General features: G+C 69.9%; 14 protein-coding genes. 10 read left to right on the forward strand and 4 right to left on the reverse strand.

All coding sequences use genetic code 11. The features are described from left to right. The first annotated feature begins 5 nt into the window (after window positions 1–5). Window positions 6–458, forward strand: a complete 453-nt coding sequence (locus tag SK224_RS15415; RefSeq protein ID WP_320435524.1) for a hypothetical protein — start codon at window positions 6–8, stop codon at window positions 456–458. Then, window positions 455–1,411 (forward strand): bifunctional riboflavin kinase/FAD synthetase, encoded by a 957-nt coding sequence (locus SK224_RS15420; RefSeq protein ID WP_320435525.1) that lies wholly within the window; start codon window positions 455–457, stop codon window positions 1,409–1,411. The genes SK224_RS15415 and SK224_RS15420 overlap by 4 nt, the downstream gene beginning before the upstream one ends. Here SK224_RS15420 and SK224_RS15425 read toward each other — a convergent pair. Continuing rightward, window positions 1,380–2,771, reverse strand: a complete 1,392-nt coding sequence (locus SK224_RS15425) for an MFS transporter (RefSeq protein ID WP_320435526.1) — start codon at window positions 2,769–2,771, stop codon at window positions 1,380–1,382. The genes SK224_RS15420 and SK224_RS15425 overlap by 32 nt on opposite strands. A gap of 94 nt (window positions 2,772–2,865) precedes the next feature. Here SK224_RS15425 and SK224_RS15430 point away from each other — a divergent pair, with 94 nt between their 5' ends. The 3 genes from SK224_RS15430 (at window position 2,866) to SK224_RS15440 (ending at window position 8,590) form a co-directional block, all read left to right on the forward strand. Then, entirely contained in the window at window positions 2,866–5,091 is a 2,226-nt protein-coding gene (locus SK224_RS15430) for a heavy metal translocating P-type ATPase (protein ID WP_320435527.1), read from the forward strand. A 204-nt stretch (window positions 5,092–5,295) separates the two neighbouring features. Further along, on the forward strand, window positions 5,296–7,443 hold the full coding sequence (locus tag SK224_RS15435) for a DEAD/DEAH box helicase (protein ID WP_320435528.1): 2,148 nt from the start codon (window positions 5,296–5,298) through the stop codon (window positions 7,441–7,443). 118 nt (window positions 7,444–7,561) lie between these two features. Continuing rightward, complete coding sequence (locus SK224_RS15440) at window positions 7,562–8,590, forward strand: 6-phosphofructokinase (protein WP_137416521.1); 1,029 nt, start codon at window positions 7,562–7,564, stop codon at window positions 8,588–8,590. A 202-nt stretch (window positions 8,591–8,792) separates the two neighbouring features. Here the strand turns inward: SK224_RS15440 and SK224_RS15445 are convergent, their stop codons facing one another. The 3 genes from SK224_RS15445 to SK224_RS15455 all read right to left on the reverse strand — a co-directional run bounded on the left by SK224_RS15445 (window position 8,793) and on the right by SK224_RS15455 (window position 13,563). After that, window positions 8,793–9,578, reverse strand: a complete 786-nt coding sequence (locus tag SK224_RS15445) for a hypothetical protein (protein ID WP_320435529.1) — start codon at window positions 9,576–9,578, stop codon at window positions 8,793–8,795. 346 nt (window positions 9,579–9,924) lie between these two features. Then, window positions 9,925–12,027 (reverse strand): S9 family peptidase, encoded by a 2,103-nt coding sequence (locus SK224_RS15450; protein WP_320435530.1) that lies wholly within the window; start codon window positions 12,025–12,027, stop codon window positions 9,925–9,927. 45 nt (window positions 12,028–12,072) lie between these two features. Further along, entirely contained in the window at window positions 12,073–13,563 is a 1,491-nt protein-coding gene (locus SK224_RS15455) for a GMC oxidoreductase (RefSeq protein ID WP_320435531.1), read from the reverse strand. A 246-nt stretch (window positions 13,564–13,809) separates the two neighbouring features. Here SK224_RS15455 and SK224_RS15460 point away from each other — a divergent pair, with 246 nt between their 5' ends. From SK224_RS15460 to SK224_RS15480, 5 genes are read left to right on the forward strand one after another with little or no spacing between them, the layout of a single operon-like run. Then, complete coding sequence (locus SK224_RS15460; RefSeq protein WP_320435532.1) at window positions 13,810–15,114, forward strand: extracellular solute-binding protein; 1,305 nt, start codon at window positions 13,810–13,812, stop codon at window positions 15,112–15,114. Between the two features lie 13 nt (window positions 15,115–15,127). Continuing rightward, window positions 15,128–16,084 carry a sugar ABC transporter permease gene (locus SK224_RS15465; protein ID WP_320435533.1) on the forward strand — a complete coding sequence of 319 codons (957 nt, stop codon included), beginning with the start codon at window positions 15,128–15,130 and terminating at the stop codon, window positions 16,082–16,084. Then, window positions 16,084–16,908, forward strand: coding sequence for a carbohydrate ABC transporter permease (locus SK224_RS15470; RefSeq protein ID WP_320435534.1), 825 nt, complete (start codon window positions 16,084–16,086; stop codon window positions 16,906–16,908). Before SK224_RS15465 ends, SK224_RS15470 begins: the two co-directional genes overlap by 1 nt. Window positions 16,909–16,939: 31 nt before the next feature. Then, window positions 16,940–17,890: a sugar phosphate isomerase/epimerase gene (locus SK224_RS15475; protein ID WP_320435535.1), complete on the forward strand. Its 951-nt coding sequence runs from the start codon at window positions 16,940–16,942 to the stop codon at window positions 17,888–17,890. Then, window positions 17,887–19,011, forward strand: coding sequence for a Gfo/Idh/MocA family oxidoreductase (locus SK224_RS15480; protein ID WP_320435536.1), 1,125 nt, complete (start codon window positions 17,887–17,889; stop codon window positions 19,009–19,011). Before SK224_RS15475 ends, SK224_RS15480 begins: the two co-directional genes overlap by 4 nt. Window positions 19,012–19,147 lie beyond the last annotated feature (136 nt).

A 19,147-nucleotide genomic window follows, 5' to 3' on the forward strand; every position in this document is an offset into this window, starting at 1 on the left:
AGGTCATGGCACCAGCGAACCGCCCCCGCATCACCGGCCTCGGCCGCGTGCTGGTCGCGGTGTACGCGGTGCTCGCCCTCGCCGCGACGGGTCGATCGCTCGTGCAGATCGTGGAGCGCTTCGATGCGGCACCGCTGGCGTTCACGCTGTCGGCGATCTCCGCGGCGGTCTACATCCTCGCGACGGCGGCCCTCATCTTCTCGCACTCGCGCTTCTGGTACGCGCTCGCGTGGGTCGCGATCGTCTTCGAGATGATCGGGGTGCTGGTCGTCGGATCCATCAGCCTGTTCCGGCACGATCTGTTCCCGGAGGAGACGGTCTGGAGCTGGTTCGGCTCGGGCTACGTCTTCGTGCCGCTGATCCTTCCGTTCGTCGGTGTCTGGTGGCTGTTCACCCACCGGCCCGGCCACGCGGTGGCTGCGCCCGCTCCTGCTCGCGTCGAGAGGTCTGTCTGGTGATCGTGTTCCACGGACCCCAGGAGGTCCCCGCGGGCTTCGGTCCATCCGTCGTCGCGATCGGAAAATTCGACGGTGTGCATGCGGGGCATCGCGTCCTCCTCGAGCGCGCCAAGGTGGAGGCTGCGGCGCGCGGTGCGAAGGTCGTCGCCGTCACCTTCGACCGCAATCCGCTCGCCCTGCTGCGGCCGGATCGCTGTCCGCAGAACCTCGTGGGCGTGACGCAGAAGCTTCGGCTGCTTGCCGAGACCGGTATCGATGCGGCGATGGTGCTGACCTTCGATGCTGCGCTGGCGGAGCTGGAGCCGCGGGAGTTCGTCCGGGGCATCCTCGTGGAGCCGCTCGACACGTGCGCCGTCCTTGTCGGCAACGACTTCCGCTTCGGTCGCGGGGGAGCAGGAGACCCCGGGACGCTCGGACGGCTCGGCGAGGAGTTCGGCTTCAGTGTCGGCGTCGTCGACGACGTCAGCGCGATCGACGGCGGTCGCCGGGTGTCCTCCACCTGGGTGCGGGAGCTGCTGGCCGCCGGTGACGTGGAGGGCGCTGCGAAGCTGCTCGGTCGTCCCGCATCCGTGCGCGGTGAGGTCGTGCACGGCCTCAAGAGGGGGCGCGAGATGGGCTTCCCGACCGCGAACCTCAGCCCTTCGCTGGAGGGGTTCGTGCCCGCTGACGGCGTGTACGCCGGATGGCTCGTCGATGAGGCGACGGGACTGCGTTCGGGGACGCGCTATCCCGCCGCGATCTCGGTGGGGACGAACCCCACCTTCGGCGACGTGCCGACGCGCCAGGTGGAAGCGCACGTGCTGGACGAGCAGGGGATCGACCTCTACGGCCACGAGGTCGACGTTCAGTTCGTGCAGCGCGTGCGAGGGATGGTGGCGTTCGAGGGGATCGCGGCGCTGATCGACCAGATGAACGACGACGTCACGCAGGTGCGTCGGATGCTCGGCGCGTAGCCGAGTCCGTGCCGCCTCGGATCCCGAGCGCGGACGCGACGGCGCCGACGATCATGAGCGCGGCGACGAAGACCATCGCGGTATGAAGACCCGTCAGATCCAGCGCGTCGCCGACGAGCACCCCGATGGCCGCGACGGCGAGGAGTCCCGCCACGCGTGCGACGGCGTTGTTGACCGCGGACGCGATGCCGGAGCGCTCGGAGGTCACGGAGCCCAGCACCGCTGCGGTGAGCGGTGCGACGGTGAGCGTCAGGCCGATCCCGAACAGCACCATGCCCGGCAGCACCTGCGTGAGGTAGTCGAAGGGTTGACCGACGCTCAGAAGGAGGAGGGACCCCGCCGCCATGACCGCGGGACCGATCGTCATGAACCACCGGGGCCCGAGCTTGCCTGCCCAGGCTCCGGCACGTGAGCTGAACGCGATCATCAGGAGCGTCGGAGGCAGGGATGCGAGTCCCGCGACCGTCGCGGAGAGGCCTGCCGTCTGCTGGAGGTAGATGGTGAGCACGAGTCCGTTGAGCGAGAGGCCCGCGTAGACGAAGAACGTCGTCAGGTTGCCGGTCCAGAAATTGCGTGCCCGGAACAACGACAGCGGCATGACGGGGGAGGGCGCGACGCGCTGCCGCCAGATGAACCCGGCGAGCAGAAGGAGCCCGCCGATCGCGCCAGCCCACACCCAGGGCGAGTCCGCCCCCAGCCGGGGCTGCTCGATGAGGGCGAACACCAGTGCCCCGAGACCCGCCGTGCTGAGCACGGCGCCCAGCGCGTCGATCCGCGCGCCGGGCGTGCGCAGCTCCGGGATGCGGGTGAGCAGCAGGAGTGTGGGCAGGACGGGCAGAACGGTCACCGCGAAGACCCAGCGCCAGGAGAGGAGATCGACGAGGAGGCCGCCGGCGAGAGGGCCGATGAGGGTGGCGACCGTGGTCGCCCCTGTCCAGATCCCGATCGCGCGGGAGCGCTCCGCGCCCTCGAAGCGCGCGGTCAGCAGCGCGAGCGAGCTGGGAACGAGGAGCGCCCCACCGACACCCTGGACCGCCCTGAGCGCAATGAGCCAGCCCGCGCTGGGCACGAAGGCCAAGGCAAGCGACGCCGTGCCGAAGACGAGGAGTCCGATGCGCAGGATCCGGACTCGGCCGAAGGCGTCGCTCAGGGAGCCGGCGACGAGGATGAACGCGCCGAGCGTCACGAGGTACGCATCCACCACCCACTGCTGCGTGGCCAGGCCGCCGCCGAGCTCGTGTGCGATGGCGGGCAGGGCCACGTTGACGATGGTGCCGTCGAGGAAGGACACGAACGAGGCGAGGACCGCGACGCCGATGACGACGGCGGCGCTCGCCGGACTGCTCGGAGGGGTCGCCATGCTGCACACGCTACGCCCTCCCGCGGGCGTCGGGGGTGCTTCCCGGAATACCCTAGGGGGGTATATCGTTGCGGGGGACGAGGAGGATGTCATCATGCACGACCACGACGGAACCACCCGCGAGGCGGTCCTGGACATCGACGGCATGACCTGCGCCAGCTGCGTCGCGCGCGTCGAGAAGCGACTGGGGGCCGTCGAGGGCGTTGCTGCCTCGGTCAACCTCGCTACGGAGTCCGCGCACGTGAGCTACCCCGCCGATCTGCCAGAGGAGAGGCTCGTGCAAGCGGTCGCTCAGGCCGGCTACACCGCCCGCATCCGACCCGTGCACACGCACGGCGACCATGGGGGTCACGTGCACGAGGTGGAGGATGCGCCCGGTGCCACCACGCTGCGCACGCGCCTGATCGTCAGCACCGTTCTCGCGATCCCGGTCGTCGCGCTCGGAATGGTTCCGGCGTGGCAGTTCCCCGGATGGCAGTGGCTGTCGCTCGTGCTCACGGCACCGGTGGTGCTGTGGGGAGGGTGGCCGTTCCACCGCGCGACGTTCGCGAACCTCCGTCACGGCGCGCTGACGATGGACACGCTGATCACGATCGGCACCTTCGCCGCTTTTGGATGGAGCGTGTGGGCACTGCTGTTCGGGTCCGCCGGACGCTGGGGTATCCGCCACGAGGTCGTCCTGATCGGTCCGGTGCACGACGCAACGTCGCTCGTCTACTTCGAGGTGGCCGCCGCCGTGACGGTCTTCCTGCTGATCGGTCGTTACATCGAGCAGCGGTCACGCCGCGCGGCCGGTGCGGCGCTTCGTGCGCTCGGCGAGCTGACCGTGCCCGAGGTGGAACTCGCCGACGGGCGCACGGTGCCGCTGGAGGCACTGCGTCCGGGAGAGGTGTTCGTGACGCGGCCGGGTGCGACGCTGCCCACCGACGGCACGGTCGTCGACGGGCGGGCGGATGTGGACGAGAGCATGCTCACCGGCGAGGCGGTTCCGGTGTCCGTCGCGCCGGGATCATCCGTGACCGGCGGCACGATCGTGCACGGCGGCGCGCTGAGCGTGCGCGCGGACGCTGTGGGCGCTGACACGCGCCTGGCCCGCATCGCTCAACTCGTCGAGAACGCACAGATGGGCAAGAGTCGCGTCCAGCGCCTGGCGGACCGGATCTCCGCCGTCTTCGTGCCGATCGTCATCGGGCTCGCCGTGCTGACCCTCATCGGATGGATGGTGGCGGGCGGATCGGCCGCCGAGGGATTCGTCGCGGCCGTGGCCGTGCTCATCATCGCGTGCCCGTGCGCCCTGGGGCTCGCCACCCCCGTCGCGATTCTCGTCGGCACCGGTCGCGGTGCGCAGCTCGGCATTCTCGTGACCGGCCCCGACGCCCTCGAGAACGCGCAGCGCATCGACACGGTCGTGCTCGACAAGACCGGTACCGTCACCACCGGGCAGATGCGCGTGCGCCGCGCGGTCGTCGCAGCAGGCGTCGACGAAGCGCAGGCACGTCGTGTCGCCGGCGCCCTCGAGGCGGGGTCGGAGCACCCTGTCGCCCGAGCGCTCGCTGCCGCGGACGCGCCCGCCGTCGCCGATTTCGAGGCCGTCCCGGGACGCGGCGTGGTCGGCGACGTCGAGGGGGTCCGTGCCTTTGCGGGGAACGCTGCGCTCGCCGCGGATGAGGGTGCCCGCCTGCCGGCCGACCTCGCCGTCGCGCTCGGGGACAGCGTCGGAACCAACGTCGTCGTGGGCTGGGCCGACGGTGACGGACGCATGCACGCCGCTGCCGTCTTCGAGCTCGAGGACGCCGTTCGCGAGGATGCGGCCCAGGCTGTCGCCGAGCTCTCCGAGAGCGGCATGCGTGTGATCCTGCTCACCGGCGACGCCGAACCCGTGGCCCGTCGGGTCGCGGCGGAGGTCGGGATCGGCGAGGTCAGAGCCCAGGTCACCCCCGAGGGCAAGCTCGCCGCCGTCTCGCAGCTGCGGGGGCAGGGGTGCCGGGTCGCCATGGTCGGCGACGGTGTGAACGACGCCGCGGCGCTCGCCGCGTCCGATCTGGGGATCGCGATGGGGGGCGGGACGGATGCCGCCCGCCACGCCGGAGACATCACGCTGACCGGATCGCGGCTCGGCCAGGTCGGAACGGCTCTGTCGCTCAGCCGCCGGGTGATGTCCGTCATCCGCGGAAATCTGTTCTGGGCCTTCGCATACAACATTGCCGCGCTGCCGCTGGCCGCTTCGGGGCTGTTGAACCCGATGATCGCCGGAGCAGCGATGGCCTTCTCCAGCCTGTTCGTCGTGCTCAACAGCCTTCGCCTGCGCCGAGCCGGCTGACGACGGCGCGGCTGCGGGGCAGGCCGGCCCGCCGCGAGTCGCTGCGCCGCGCGCCGGGATGCTCTAAACTGTCAGCGTCGGCCCGGATCCCTGCATCCACGTCAGGCCCAGTCGACTCTCTCGCGTACGAGCCGGCACCGAGCCGCCCGCGAGACTCGAAACACCGGTCGACGGTCCATTGCGGACCCGACGCTCAGGAGGAGCATGCCGACCACGGCACCGGCGGCGCAACGCCGTAGAAAGTCCTCGTCCGCCAAGCGCGACGACGAGGCCCCCGTCATCCCGATCCTCGCGCGCAAGGTGCGCGAGGTCGAGGCGAAGGCCCAGCGCGGCAAGCTGGGCCCCACCAACCGCGTCAAGTTCCAGGTCATCGCCTTCCTGGTGCGCGAGGAACGCGCCCGCGTGAAGTCCGACACCACGCTCACCGACGCGTCGCGCGCCGAGCTGCTCAAGCGGCTCGACGGGGTGGCGACCATCCTCGCCAAGACCGCCGCGCGGGACACGTCCCTCATCCAGCTGCTCGAAGTGGACCAGGCGACCTCGCCGGTCGCGAAGCGGATGCGGCGCGACTGGCTGCTGGAGTCCGGTGCCGAGCTCGCACCCGACGAGCTGATCATCACGGACGCCGCGCCGGCCACGCCCGTCGCGGTGATTCCCGCCGCGGCCGCATCGCGGCAGGTCGTGCCGCCGCAGGTCGAGGCCCGCCAGATGGCGAACCCCTTCCTCGCGCCCGACCTGACTCCGCGCTCCACCGGCAGCACGCCGCGTCGTCGCCTGGACGACTGGGAGCTCATGGGACCGCTCTACAAGGCGTTCGAGACGGGCGCCGGCGGCGGAGCGGCCTCCATGGACCTGCCTCCCGTTCCGGAGTTCGACCGCCTCTCGCCCAAGGGACTCGAGGTCATGGCGCACCAGTCGCGCTTCCTCGAGGCGGTCCGCGAGGGGCACCGCAGCTTCCTCCTCGCCGACGAGCCCGGCCTCGGCAAGACGGCGCAGTCGGTGCTCGCCGCATCCGTCGCGAACGCCTATCCGCTGCTGGTCGTCGTGCCCAACGTCGTCAAGATGAACTGGGCGCGCGAGGTGCACCGGTGGACGCCGCAGCGGCGCGCCACCGTGATCCAGGGCGACGGCGAGAACATCGACGCGTTCGCCGACGTCTTCATCGTCAACTACGAGGTCCTCGACCGTCATCTGTCCTGGCTCAGCACGATCGGCCTGGGCGGCATGGTGGTCGACGAGGCGCACTTCATCAAGAACCTCACCTCCCAGCGCTCCCGGAATGTGCTGGCACTGGCCGGCCGCATCCGCGAGGCGCGACGCGACCCGCTCATGCTCGCGCTGACGGGCACGCCGCTGATCAACGACGTCGAGGACTTCGATGCGATCTGGCGCTTCCTGGGCTGGACGAACGGCGAGAAGCCAGGTCCCGAGCTCATGGCGAAGCTCGATGAGACCGGACTGACGCCCGCCGACAAAGCCTTCTATCCGCAGGCGCGCAGCGCGGTCATCTCCATGGGCATCGTCCGTCGGCGCAAGACCGACGTGGCGGCGGACCTTCCCGACAAGCTCGTCGCCGACCTGCCCGTCGAACTGGACGACGAGTACGGCCGTTCGATCCGTCACGCCGAACGCGAGCTGGGCGAGCGTCTCGCCGCGCGGTACCGCCGCATCATCGAGGCGCGTGGCGAGCGTGGCCTGGCGGTCGGCGAGATCGACGAGGACATCGTCCGCCTCGTCGCCCAGCACGAGCTCGACGAGTCGAAGGCCGCCGCATCCGGCAGCGAAAACGTCTTCACGATGGTGCGCCGCATCGGCCAGGCCAAGGCCCTGCTGGCGGCCGATTACACTGTGCAGCTGCAGCGCTCCGTGGGCAAGGTGGTCTTCTTCGCAAAGCACATCGACGTCATGGATGCAGCCGAGGCGCACTTCGCCGCGGCAGGCCTCAAGACGGTCTCGCTGCGCGGTGACCAGACGGCCATCGCGCGCCAGGCGGCCATCGACGCGTTCAACTCCGACCCGGACGTCGCCGTCGCGGTCTGCTCCCTGACGGCCGCCGGTGTCGGCGTCAACCTGCAGGCAGCCTCCAACGTCGTGCTGGCGGAGCTGAGCTGGACCGCGGCCGAGCAGACGCAGGCGATCGACCGCGTGCACCGCATCGGACAGGACGAGCCGGTCACGGCGTGGCGCATCATCGCCGCCCACACGATCGACACGAAGATCGCCGAGCTCATCGACGCCAAGCAGGGTCTCTCCCTCCGCGCGCTCGACGGCCACGCGGTCGAGCCCGGTTCGAGCGACTCCGTGCAGCTGTCCGCGCTCATGCATCTGACGCGGTCCGCGCTCGGCGGCTGACCCGCATCCAAATGCACGGCCCCGGGCGTGCGCCCGGGGGCTCCGGGGCGATAGTGTCGGTGAGGCAGCGTCGCCCCATTCCCCGGAGCACCATCACCCGGAAAGCAGGGACTCCAGCATGAAGATCGGTATTCTCACCAGCGGCGGCGATTGCCCCGGACTGAACGCGGTGATCCGCGGCGTCGTGCTCAAGGGCACCACGACCTACGACCTCGAGTTCGTCGGCATCCGCGACGGATGGCGCGGCGTCGTCGACGGCGACTTCTTCCCGTTGACGCGGCACGAGGTCAAAGGCCTGTCGAAGGTGGGCGGCACGATCCTCGGCACCAGCCGGACGAATCCCTACGAGGGTCCCCGCGGCGGAGCCGAGAACATCGCCAAGACGCTGTACGGCCACCGCATCGACGGGATCATCGCGATCGGCGGCGAAGGTACGCTCGCGGCGGCCAACCGCCTCGCGAACGACGGCATCAACGTGCTCGGCGTCCCGAAGACGATCGACAACGACCTGCGGGCGACCGATTACTCGTTCGGCTTCGACACGGCCGTCAACATCGCCACCGACGCCATGGATCGCCTGCGCACCACCGGCGATTCGCACCAGCGTTGCATGGTCGCCGAGGTCATGGGCCGCCACGTGGGCTGGATCGCGCTGCACGCGGGTATCGCCGCGGGTGCGCACGTGATCTGCATCCCCGAGGTTCCGATGTCGATCGATGAGATCGTCGACCAGGTCAGCCGTGCACACGACCGCGGACGCGCGCCGCTCGTCGTCGTCTCCGAGGGCTTCAAGCTCACGGGCATGGACGAGGCCTTCAGCGACAAGGGCCTCGACGCCTTCAACCGCCCGCGTCTCGGCGGCATCAGCGAGGTCCTCGCCCCCGAGATCGAGCGCATCACCGGTATCGAGACCCGCGCAACGGTGCTCGGCCACATCCAGCGCGGTGGATCGCCCTCCGCCTTCGACCGCGTGCTCGCGACCCGCCTGGGCCTGCACGCCGCCGACGCGATCGTCGACGGCGCATGGGGTCAGATGGTCGCCATGCGCGGAACCGACATCGTGCGCGTGCCGTTCGCGGAGGCGCTCGGCGAGCTGAACACCGTTCCCCAGTACCGCTACGAAGAGGCCGCCGCGCTCTTCGGCTGAGCCGCCGCTCGCCCCATCACCAGGAGATCTCCGTCCCGCAGCACGATCCGCCTCCGGATCATCCCGTCGGGCGGAGATCTCCTGCGTTGCGGTGCCATCTCCAACTCAGTTGCCTCGGCATGTCCCACTTGCCGCAGAGCATGTCCCACTTGCGGCAGTTTCGGCAGCCGAATCCTGCGGAAAATGGGACATGGATGGCGGGTCATTGCCGCCAGCCGGCGCGCGCGAGGGCCTGCCGGACCTTGTCGACCGCCACACGGCCGTCGCCACGCATGTGGTGATTCAGGATGCGGACGAGCTCCCAGCCCTCGGCGCGGATCGCATCCCACCGATCGGCGTCCTTTGCGAACTGGCGCGCATCCTGCGCGCGCACACGCCCGTCGTACTCCACGCCGATTCGCCAGCGCCGATACGCGAGGTCGAGCTCCGCGACATGCCGACCGCGTGGGTCGTAGAGCGTCCAGTTGATGTCGGGCTCGGGGAGACCGCCTCGCTGGAGCAGCAGACGCAGCCGCGTCTCTCGTGGCGAGCGGGCGCCGGAGCGCACATCACGTAGGGCTGCGGAGAGGCGGCCTCGCACGTCGCCCATCGCTTCGATCTCGTCCCTCAACTCAGCCGCGCTCGAGAGTGGCCGCGATCCCGATACGAGAAACTCCGCCGCGCAGATGAGGTCGTCGACCCGCCACGTGGTGGCGGCCTGGCGCCATGCACGTGCCGGGTGCTCGACGGCGAGTCCCGCGTGCTCGCGTGTCGCCGGTTCGCGGTGCTGAAGACGGTGACCGGTGACGCCGGCGATGCGCGGCTCTCTCGCAGGCCTGTGCGCGCAGACGTGTATGCCCGTGGCATGGGGCCATTCGGGGAGAGGCGCCCCGTAGAGCGCGAGCGCCGTCTCTCCTCCGAAGAACTGCCACGGCCGCATCCGCGGCGCGTACTCCTCGCACCGCCCACGGATGTCATCTCTCGCAGCCGCATCCGCAACAGAACGCACGCCGCGATAGGGGACGCGCAACGCTGACCGGCGAAGCCGGTGAGGCGAGTGCCCGAGCGCCACCGCGTCGGCGACGGCGAAGTGAGGCGGAAGGTCGGGGGGAAGGGGATCGGCCGGCGGCATACCCCCGAGCATCCGGCGCGCGGACGGGCGAGCAGGCGCTGTGCACAGCGGTCGCGGCTCTCACCCAGCCTGTGGAGGAACCTCCCGGCAAGCATGTCCCACTTGCCGCAACTTTCGGTGCCGAGAAGTGCGGGAAGTGGGACATGCGCTGCGGGAAGGGGGACATGCCGGCGGTCGGGCCCCGGGACAGGCCGCGGCGTCTCCTGTCGGTCGCGGCGGCGGGTCAGGCGAGGCCGAGGACGTCCAGCATCCAGGCCTGCTCGTACGCGCGCTCGCGCCAGGCGTTGTAGCGCCCGCTGACGCCGCCGTGGCCGGCGACCATCTCGCACTTGAGCAGCGCATCGGCGCCGACCTCGCGCAGCCTCGCCACCCACTTCGCCGGCTCCACGTACAGCACGCGGGTGTCGTTGAACGAGGTGACGGCCAGGATGCGGGGATACGCCACGCCCTCGCGCACGTTCTCGTACGGCGAGTACGTCTTCATGTAGGCGTATACCTCGGGGTCGTGCAGGGGGTCGCCCCACTCGTCCCATTCGATGACCGTCAGCGGAAGCGAGGGGTCCAGGATCGTCGTCAGCGCGTCCACGAACGGCACGTCGGCGAGGATGCCGGCGAACAGCTCCGGTGCGAGGTTCGCGACGGCGCCCATCAGCAATCCGCCGGCCGAACCGCCCTCGGCGACAAGGAGTTTCGGCGACGTGTAGCCGTGATCGATCAGGTGCAGGGCGCAGTCGACGAAGTCGGTGAAGGTGTTGCGCTTGGCCAGCAGCTTTCCGTCCTCGTACCACTCCCGGCCCATCTCGCCGCCGCCGCGCACGTGGGCGACCGCGAAGATCACCCCGCGATCGAGCTCCGACAGACGTGCGACCGAGAACGCCGGCTCGATGGAATGCTCGTACGAGCCGTAGCCGTACAGATGCACGGGGCGAGGCGCGGCTCCCGCATCGCCGAACGACCGCTTCCACACGAGCGACACCGGGACCTCGGTGCCGTCCTGCGCGGTGGCCCACACGCGGGCCTGGGCGTAGTCGGCGCTGTCGTAGCCGCCCAGCACCGGCTGCTGCTTGCGCACGATGCGCTCGCCGCTGGCGGGATCGTAGTCGAAGACCGTCGACGGCGTCACGAACGAGCCGTAGCCCAGGCGGATGAGGGGAGGGGCCCACTCGGGGTTGCCGGCTGTGCCGACGGAGTAGAGCGGCTCGTCGAACTCGAGCTCGGCCACCGCGCCGTCGGCGTAGTCCAGCATGCCGAGTCGCGCGAGTCCCTCGCGCCGGTAGGCCAGGACGGCCCAGTCGCGGAACGTGGACTGCCCCAGCAGTCGGCGGCCGCGCCGGTGCGGCACGACGACATCGCGCGCGCCCTGCGGATCGGATGCGGACACCCGCACGAGCTCGAAGTCCACGGCCTGGTCGTTGTGCAGGATGTAGAGCACATCCTCGCCGTCGACCACGGCGTGGTCGCTGTCGTACTCCACGCCCTCCCGACGCGGCCAGATCACGCGGGGCTCGCCGCGCAGGTCGTCGGCCGGAAGCAGCCATTCCTCGGAGGTGATGGAGGAGCCGACGCCGATGACAAGGAAGCGGTCGCTGCGGGTGAAGCCGGCGCCGACCCAGAAACGGTCGTCGCTCTCGTGGAAGAGCAGGGCGTCGTCGGTGACCGGGGTACCCAGCTCGTGAAGCCAGACCTTGTCGGGCCGCCACGCGTCGTCGACAGTCGAGTAGACGATGAAGCGCCCGTCGGGAGACAGCGAGGCGCCCGCGAACGTGCCCTCGATGACGTCGGGCAGCGTCATGCCCGTCTCCAGGTCGCGCACGCGCAACGTGTATCGCTCGTCTCCGGACGTGTCGACGCCGTACAGGAGCAGACGGCCGTCCGTGGAGACCTCGAAGGTGCCGAGGGAGAAGAACTCCTCCCCGTCCGCCTCCGCGTTGCCGTCGAGCAGCACCTGCTCGCCCTCCAGAGGGCCGTCGGGAACCGGAGGCGTCCAGTCGTCGGGGGAGGTGAGCGGCGCGCGACAGTGGATGCCGTACTGCTTGCCCTCCTCGGTGCGGGAGAAATACCACCACTGGCCGCGGCGCGTCGGCACGGAGAGATCGGTCTCGAGCGTGCGTCCCTTGATCTCCTGGAAGATCTGCTCGCGCAGGCCCGCGAGATGCGCGGTGCGTGCGTCGGTGTACGCGTTCTCGGCCTCGATGTGCGCGACGACGCTCGCGTCGTCCTTGTCGCGGAGCCATTCGTACGGGTCGTCGAACACGTCGCCGTGGTGCGCGCGGGAGCGGACCTTTCGGGCGGCGTGCGGGGCTGCGGGGATGGCGGAGTCGGTCACCGTTCCACGCTAGTCGGATGCGGCCGCCTCGGGCCGCGAAGCGACTCAGCCCTCGAGCCCGCGCACGATCGCGCGCGCCGCGCGCACGGCCGTGATGGTGCCGGCCGCCGTGATGTTCGCGGCGACCGCCCCCGGCAGGACACCGTTCCCCGCGACGAAGAGACCCGCGACACCCCACACGGCGCCGTCGCGGTCCACGACACCGGTGCCGTCATCCGTCTCGCTCATGCGCACCGTCCCCGAGTAGTGCAGGGACGAGCCGGGCGGAAGCAGGAGCGTGTTGCCGACGGCATCCGGCCCCGCGACAGCCTCGAAGGCCACCCGTTGCTCGCGGGTCGCGCGTTCGATGAGGGCCAGGTCGGTGTCGCTGTAGCCGTAATGGATGCGGGCGCGCGGCATGCCGAGCGCGTCCGTCTCGGTATCGGAGAACTCGATGCGCGATGTCTCCCTGACCTCGGTGGGGACATAGACGCTGATGCCGACGGCCATGGCCACGGCTTCCTGAAGATCGTCGGAGAAGAGCGGGCCCACGCTGATCTGCCAGTGGAAGGGCTGGGCGTCGTCGCTGTGCGGCAGCCAGAGCGAGTCCGACATCCATTCGCCCTCGCCGAGCGGCGGTACCTCATCGATGCCGAGGTGGTGCGGTTCCGCGAAGACCCTTCCGGTGATGAACGCGTGTTCATTGAGATAGCGACCGAGAGCGTGCGGTCGCACCCCGGAGGCGAACAGGAGCTGCGGACTGCGCAGGGCATCCGCGGCGACGACGACGTGGTCCGCGCGGAGTTCGCCGCGCTCGCCGGTGCTCAGATCCTCGACCTCGAGCCCCAGGACGCGTTGTCCGTCGAGAAGGATGCGCCGCACGAGCGTGCCGGAGAGGAGGGCCACGGTCGCCGACGATCCGTCGAGCTCCGGAAGGATGACCCCGGGGTCGGTGCGCCGACGCTCGACCCCGTCGGCGCGGAAGACTCCCATGGGCATGATCTGCGGCCCGCGTCCGGGAGCGCTGACGTCGCCGAACGCCCGCGTGAGCGCGTCCAGGACGGCGGCGCCGGCGGGTGTCGGGCCGAACCGGTCGGAGCCGATCCGCAGAATGCTGCGTACGCGCGCGTAGTCGGCATCCCATTCGGATGCGAACGCCGCGGGGATCTCGCGGCCCCACGGCGTCGGACACGCGGCGGTCCAATGGGACCCCATCCCGCCGACGTTCCACGCGCTCGCGGCCGCGGGCATCTCGGTCGCGTCGTGCCCGAGTGCCGCGAAGTCGTAGAGCCCGAACGCCGTCGCGCTACGGGCGTCGAAGGCACCTGCCGTCGCGGCACCGACGTACATGGACTGCACGCCGGCCGCGACGTGGGCGTGATACGCGTCTCGTGTCTCCGCATCCGCCGAGTCGTGCAGGTGGCGTGCCGGCGCGCCCTCGCCCGCGGGACCGGCCTCGACGATGGTGATCCGCGTTCCCGGGCGCAGCCGGCCCACTTCAGCGGCTACTGCGGCGCCCATGATGCCGCTGCCCACGATGAGTACGTCCGCGTCCACGGATCCTCCAGATATGTCGATGATCGGTATAAGACGACTATTACGAAACAAAAGACGCCTGATGCATGGAGAAAGTTTCGCGCTCGTAACGAAATCTGACGCGCTGTGACGCCGGTGTTAATTCTGTCAACATCGGCCGGATCGGCTTCCGATGTGCCCATAGCCTGGCCGCGGCTCGGCATCTGCCGCCGGCGCCCCACCCGCTCCACGGGCGCACCCACCCGCATCCCGAAAGGCCGTTCCACCATGTCTGCACTGCCTTCACGTCCACTCCGGCGCACGCTCCTGGTCTCAGGTGTCGCCCTCACCGCCGCCATCGTTCTCGCCGGGTGCGGCCGGGCGTCCGGCGACTCCGAGGCGGCTGCCGACACCGTCGTCGGCGACGACGCCGCGACCGGAACCATCGAGTTCTGGGCGGCCGGCGCGGAGGGGGAGGCGCTGCCCGCCTTCTTCGAGGAGTTCGAGAAGGAGAACCCCGATGTCACCGTCAACGTGACTTCGATCCCCGAGTCGGAGTTCGCCACCAAGGTCGCAGCCGCTGTCGCGGCGGGCAATGTCCCCGACGCGACGTTCCTGCTGTCGCAGTCGCAGGCGAGCCTGCTCGCCACCGACGCGTTCGCCACCGTTCCCGACGGCCTCGTCGACGGCGACGACTTCTTCGACAACATGTGGGACGCCGCCCAGTACGACGGCGCCGCACACGCCGTGCCCTGGTACACCTACGCCCAGGCGTTCTACTACCGCAAGGACCTGGCCGACGCCGCCGGCGTCGAGGCGCCCGCGACGTGGGAGGACTACCCCGCGTTCGCCAAGGCCATGCAGGCCCAGGGAGTGAAGTTCCCGATCGGTCTCTCGGTGGAATGGAACGAGTACACCGCACAGCAGTTCAATGACTTCAGCATCCAGGCCGGCGGATCGCTCATCTCCGACGACCACACGGAGTGGACCATCGACACCCCAGAGAACCTCGCGGCGCTGGAGACCTTCACGAACCTGATCCTCGACGGGTACGCATCGCCCGACGGCCCGACCTTCCTCGACACCGTGCCGTGGTTCACGTCGGGGCAGATCGGGGCCTACGTCAACGGGCCGTGGTTCCCGTCGTGGCTCGACGAGGCCAACGGAGAGGGCTGGTCGAGCAAGAACCTGGGTGTCGCGCTCAACGCCGCCGGCCCCGGTGGCAGCACCTCGGCGATCGGAGGCGGAAGCCTCGCCGTCTTCGAGGACGCCAAGAACGCGGATGCGGCATGGAAGCTGGTGCGCTGGATGTCGCAGCCCGAGAACCAGGTCGCCTGGTACGAGCGCTTCGGCAACCTGCCGGCCGTCGAGGCGGCATGGGACGAGCCGGTGATCGCCGACGACCCGTTCCTGGCCGTCATCAAGGAGGCCATCCCGATGGCGAGCGCGGTGCCCGCCGTCCAGGGTTGGCTGGAGGTCTCCGCAATGCTGGGTTCCGAGATGGAGCGCGCCGCACGGGGCCAGGCCACGCCCGCTGACGTGCTCGCCGCCGCACAGGCCAAGGCCGACGCGATCGGCACCGGCGTCGAGTGAGCGCCGGTCGACCATGACGAGTTCCACACTCACCCGCGGGGAGACGCGCACGAGCCGTCTCCCCGCGGAAGGCGCGCGCCCGCGCGGCCGCCGCGGTGCGCGCCCGCGTCAGAGCCTCGTCGCCTGGATCTTCCTGGTGCCCACGCTCATCGTCGTCGGTCTGTTCACGGTCGTTCCGGGTCTGTTCGCGCTGGCGTTCAGCTTCACCGACATCAGACTGCGCGACATCCGAGACCCGCTCCAGGTCGAGTTCATCGGCACCGAGAACTTCACGGCGCTGCTCGCCAACCCGGACTTCCTGCGCTCGATCGGCAACACGGTCCTCTTCGTCGTCATCGGTGTCCCGCTCACGATCGGCATCGGGCTCGCCCTCGCGATCCTGCTGGGCAGTGGCATCCGGCGTCTGCGCCCGGTCTTCCGGGCAGCCATCTACCTCCCGGTCATCGCGAACATCGTCGCCGCATCCGTGATCTGGAAGTACGCCCTCACCTACGAGGGTCCGGTCAACGAGGCGCTCGCCGCGATCGGCATCGCGGGGCCCAACTGGCTCGGAGATCCGGCGTGGGGTGTCACCTCGGTGATCCTGCTCACCGTCTGGCGCAACGTCGGAACGGCGATGGTGCTGTTCCTCGCGGGGCTGCAGGCTGTGCCGGAAGAGGTCTACGAGGCCGCAGCCATCGACGGCGCGGGCCCCTGGCGACGGATCGTGCACATGACGCTGCCGCTGCTGCGTCCGACGACGCTGCTGGTGACCGTGCTCATCACGGTCATGTACATGAACATCTTCGAGGAGCCCTATCTGCTCACCGGCGGCGGCCCCTTGGACTCGACGAGATCGATCTCCCTCTGGGTCTACCAACAGTTCGGATACGGGAACATCGCCGCCTCCATGGCGGGCTCCTTCGTGCTGATCCTGTTAGTGGCCGTCGTGAGTGTCGTGCAGTTCCGGATGCTGAGGCCCAAACACTGATGCGTACCTCTCGACTGAGCAGCGCGCTGCTCTATCTGCTCATCACCGTCGTGTGCGTGGCGATGCTGATCCCGTTCGTCCTGGTGTTCTTCGGCGCCTTCAAGACGCAAGGGGAGTTCACCGCCAACCCGGGCGCGTGGCTCCCCGAGTCCTTCGGCAACCTCGCCAACTTCGCGACCCTCTTCGATCGCGGCTTCGGACAGTACTTCCTCAACGGCGTCATCGTCTCCGCGCTCGTCGTCGCCGGCAACCTCGTGTTCAGCTCGCTCGCCGGATACACGCTCGCCAAGCTGCACTTCCGCGGTCGCGGGTTCGTCTTCGCGCTGGTGCTGGCCACCATGATGGTTCCGATCGTCGCGATCTTCGTGCCGCAGTTCATGGTCGCCGTCCAGCTCGGGCTGGTCGACACGCTGTTCGGAATCGCGCTTCCCATGCTCGTCCTGCCGATCGCCGTGTTCGTGGTCCGGCAGTTCGCCCATTCGATCCCGGAGGACCTCATGGAGGCGGCCAGGCTCGACGGCGCGGGCGAGCTGCGCATCTTCGGGCAGATCTTCCTCCCGCTGCTCGCGCCCGCGCTCGCGACGGTGAGCGTGCTCACCTTCCTCGCTTCGTGGAACGCCTTCATCTGGCCGCTTGTCATGGCGCAGTCGCAGAGCACCTACACCTTGCCCGTCGGCCTGGCCGTCGCCGCCCAGGCCAATCGCACCACCGAGTTCGGGGTGCTCCTGGCGGGCGCGGTCGTGGTGTTGCTTCCCGTCCTGATCCTGTTCCTGTTCCTGCAGAAGTACTTCGTGCAGGGCATCGCCGCCACCGGTCTCAAATGAGCCCGCGCTCTCTGCTTCGAAAGGTCCCCGCATGACGATCCGTCGGTCACAGGTCGCCCTCAACCCCATCCAATGGACCAACCTCCCGCCCGATCCTGCCGTCCCCGGAAGCACCGGGCGCTGGCGTTACGGCGAACCGTCGTTCGTGGCCGACTACCCCGAGGTGCTCGCCGCCGTGGCGGCATCCGGGTTCGACGCCACGATGATGGAGGTCCTGGATACACAGACCCTCCAGAGCTATGCGGCGATGATCGAACGCTCCGGTCTGCGCGTCGCGCCGGGCTACGCCTCCATCGGGTTGCCCGAGGACGAGGGGCTGGAGATCGCACCCGGCAGCGCCGAGTGGGCGCGCTGGTTCAACCCCGTGCGTCGCAAGGCCGAGGAATCGCTCTACTTCGGTCTGGACACGGTCTTCCTCGCGCCGATGGTCGACTACCGGCTGCCGCGCTGGTCCGAGCGCGCGGCCGTCGGATACCTCGCCGATCGCGACCGGCTCCTGCGGCAGGCCGACATGCTGGCCGAGGCGGGCCGCATCCTGCGCGCGGAGGGTGTCCGCGCGGGGCTGCACAACCACGTCGGTACCTGGGTCGAGACCGAGGAGGAGATCGAGACGGTGCTCGCCGAGGTCGACCCCGAGGTGCTCGGTGCGTCGTTCGATCTGGGGCACCTCGCGTGGGCGGGTATCGACCCGGTGGCGATGATCGCGCGACACCGTGATCGCGTGATCGACCTGCACATCAAGGACCACTCCGCGGTTCTCATCGCCGAGAACCGGGCGAACCCGGGGCCGTACGAGCGCGTGGCGTCGCAGCCGTTCTTCCTCGAGCCCGGCAGCGGCGACATCGACATCGCCGGTGTGCTCGCGCAGCTCGGGGACGACTTCGACGGTTGGCTGGTCATCGAGGTCGACCAGCTGCACGGCGACCCGGACGCGAGTGCGCGGCGCAGTCGCGGGTGGGTCGAGCAGACGTTCGCCGCGTGAACGCACTGCGCGTCGCGATCATCGGGACCGGGATGATCGCGGAGGTCCATGCGCGCGCCGTCCGCACAGTCGGGGGTCGGCTGACGGGTGTTCTCGGCTCCCGCCCGGAGCGGGGCGCGCAGGCCGCCGGGCGCTGGGGCGGCCGGGGCTATCTCGATCTCGCGGAGCTGCTGGCCGATACCCCGGACATCGTGCACGTGTGCACTCCCAACGCGACCCATGCGCCCTACGTGCGGGCGCTTCTGGCGGCCGGCGTCGCGGTGGTGTGCGAGAAGCCCTTGGGGCTCGATGGGGCCGAGGCTCACGAGTTGGCGGACCTCGCCCGGCATGCGGGGGTCGTCGCGACCGTCCCCTTCGTCTACCGCTACCACCCGCTCGTGCGCGAGATCCGATCCCGAGTGTCGCAGGGCCGACTGGGACGAGTGCTGCTCATGCACGGCACCTATCTGCAGGACTGGATGCTGGACGCCCGCACCGCGAACTGGCGCGTAGACCCCGCGCTCGGCGGCGGATCGCGCGCCTTCGCGGACATCGGTTCGCACTGGTGCGATCTGGTCGAGTTCGTCAGCGGGGAACGCTTCGACGCCGCATCCGCGCAGTTCGCGCTCGCGCACCCCGAGCGTCCCGTCGGCAGCGATCACGCCTTCGGCGGCGCCGCGACGGCCGAACGGCCGAGCGCCCCGGTCGAGACCGAGGATGCGGCGATCGTCGCGCTGCGCACGCGGTCGGGGATTCCCGCCAGCGTCGTGGTGTCGCAGGTTTCCGCGGGGCGCAAGAACCGGCTGTGGTTCGAGATCGACGGCACCTCGGCCAGCGCCGTCTTCGACCAGGAGACGCCCGAGACGGTGTGGTTCGGCACGACGAAGGGGGCGAGCATCCTGCGGCGAGCCGAGGCGGAGCCCTCGTCGGAACAGGCCCGCTTGAACGCGTTCCCCGCCGGTCACGCGCAGGGATGGGGCGATGCGTTCGCGGCGTTCGTCGCCGACACCTACGCCGCTGTGCACGGTGACGCGCCGGAGGGTCTTCCCACGTTCGATGACGGCGCCCGCGCCGCCGACATCGTCGACGCGGTGCGCGCCTCGGCGCTCTCCGCCTCGTGGGAGACCGTCGCCGCACCCTGAGCGTGCGTGCGCGACGACCGGTTCACAACCCATCGACGCGGGTAACCGGTTACGCCCGGCGCCCTGAGTTGACCGGGAGGGCGGGCGATGTAAGGATTCCGTGTGGTCGGGTTAACGAATGCCGACTTCACGGTGA

The sequence above is a fragment of the Microbacterium sp. BG28 genome (genome assembly GCF_034044005.1).
GTDB lineage: Bacteria > Actinomycetota > Actinomycetes > Actinomycetales > Microbacteriaceae > Microbacterium.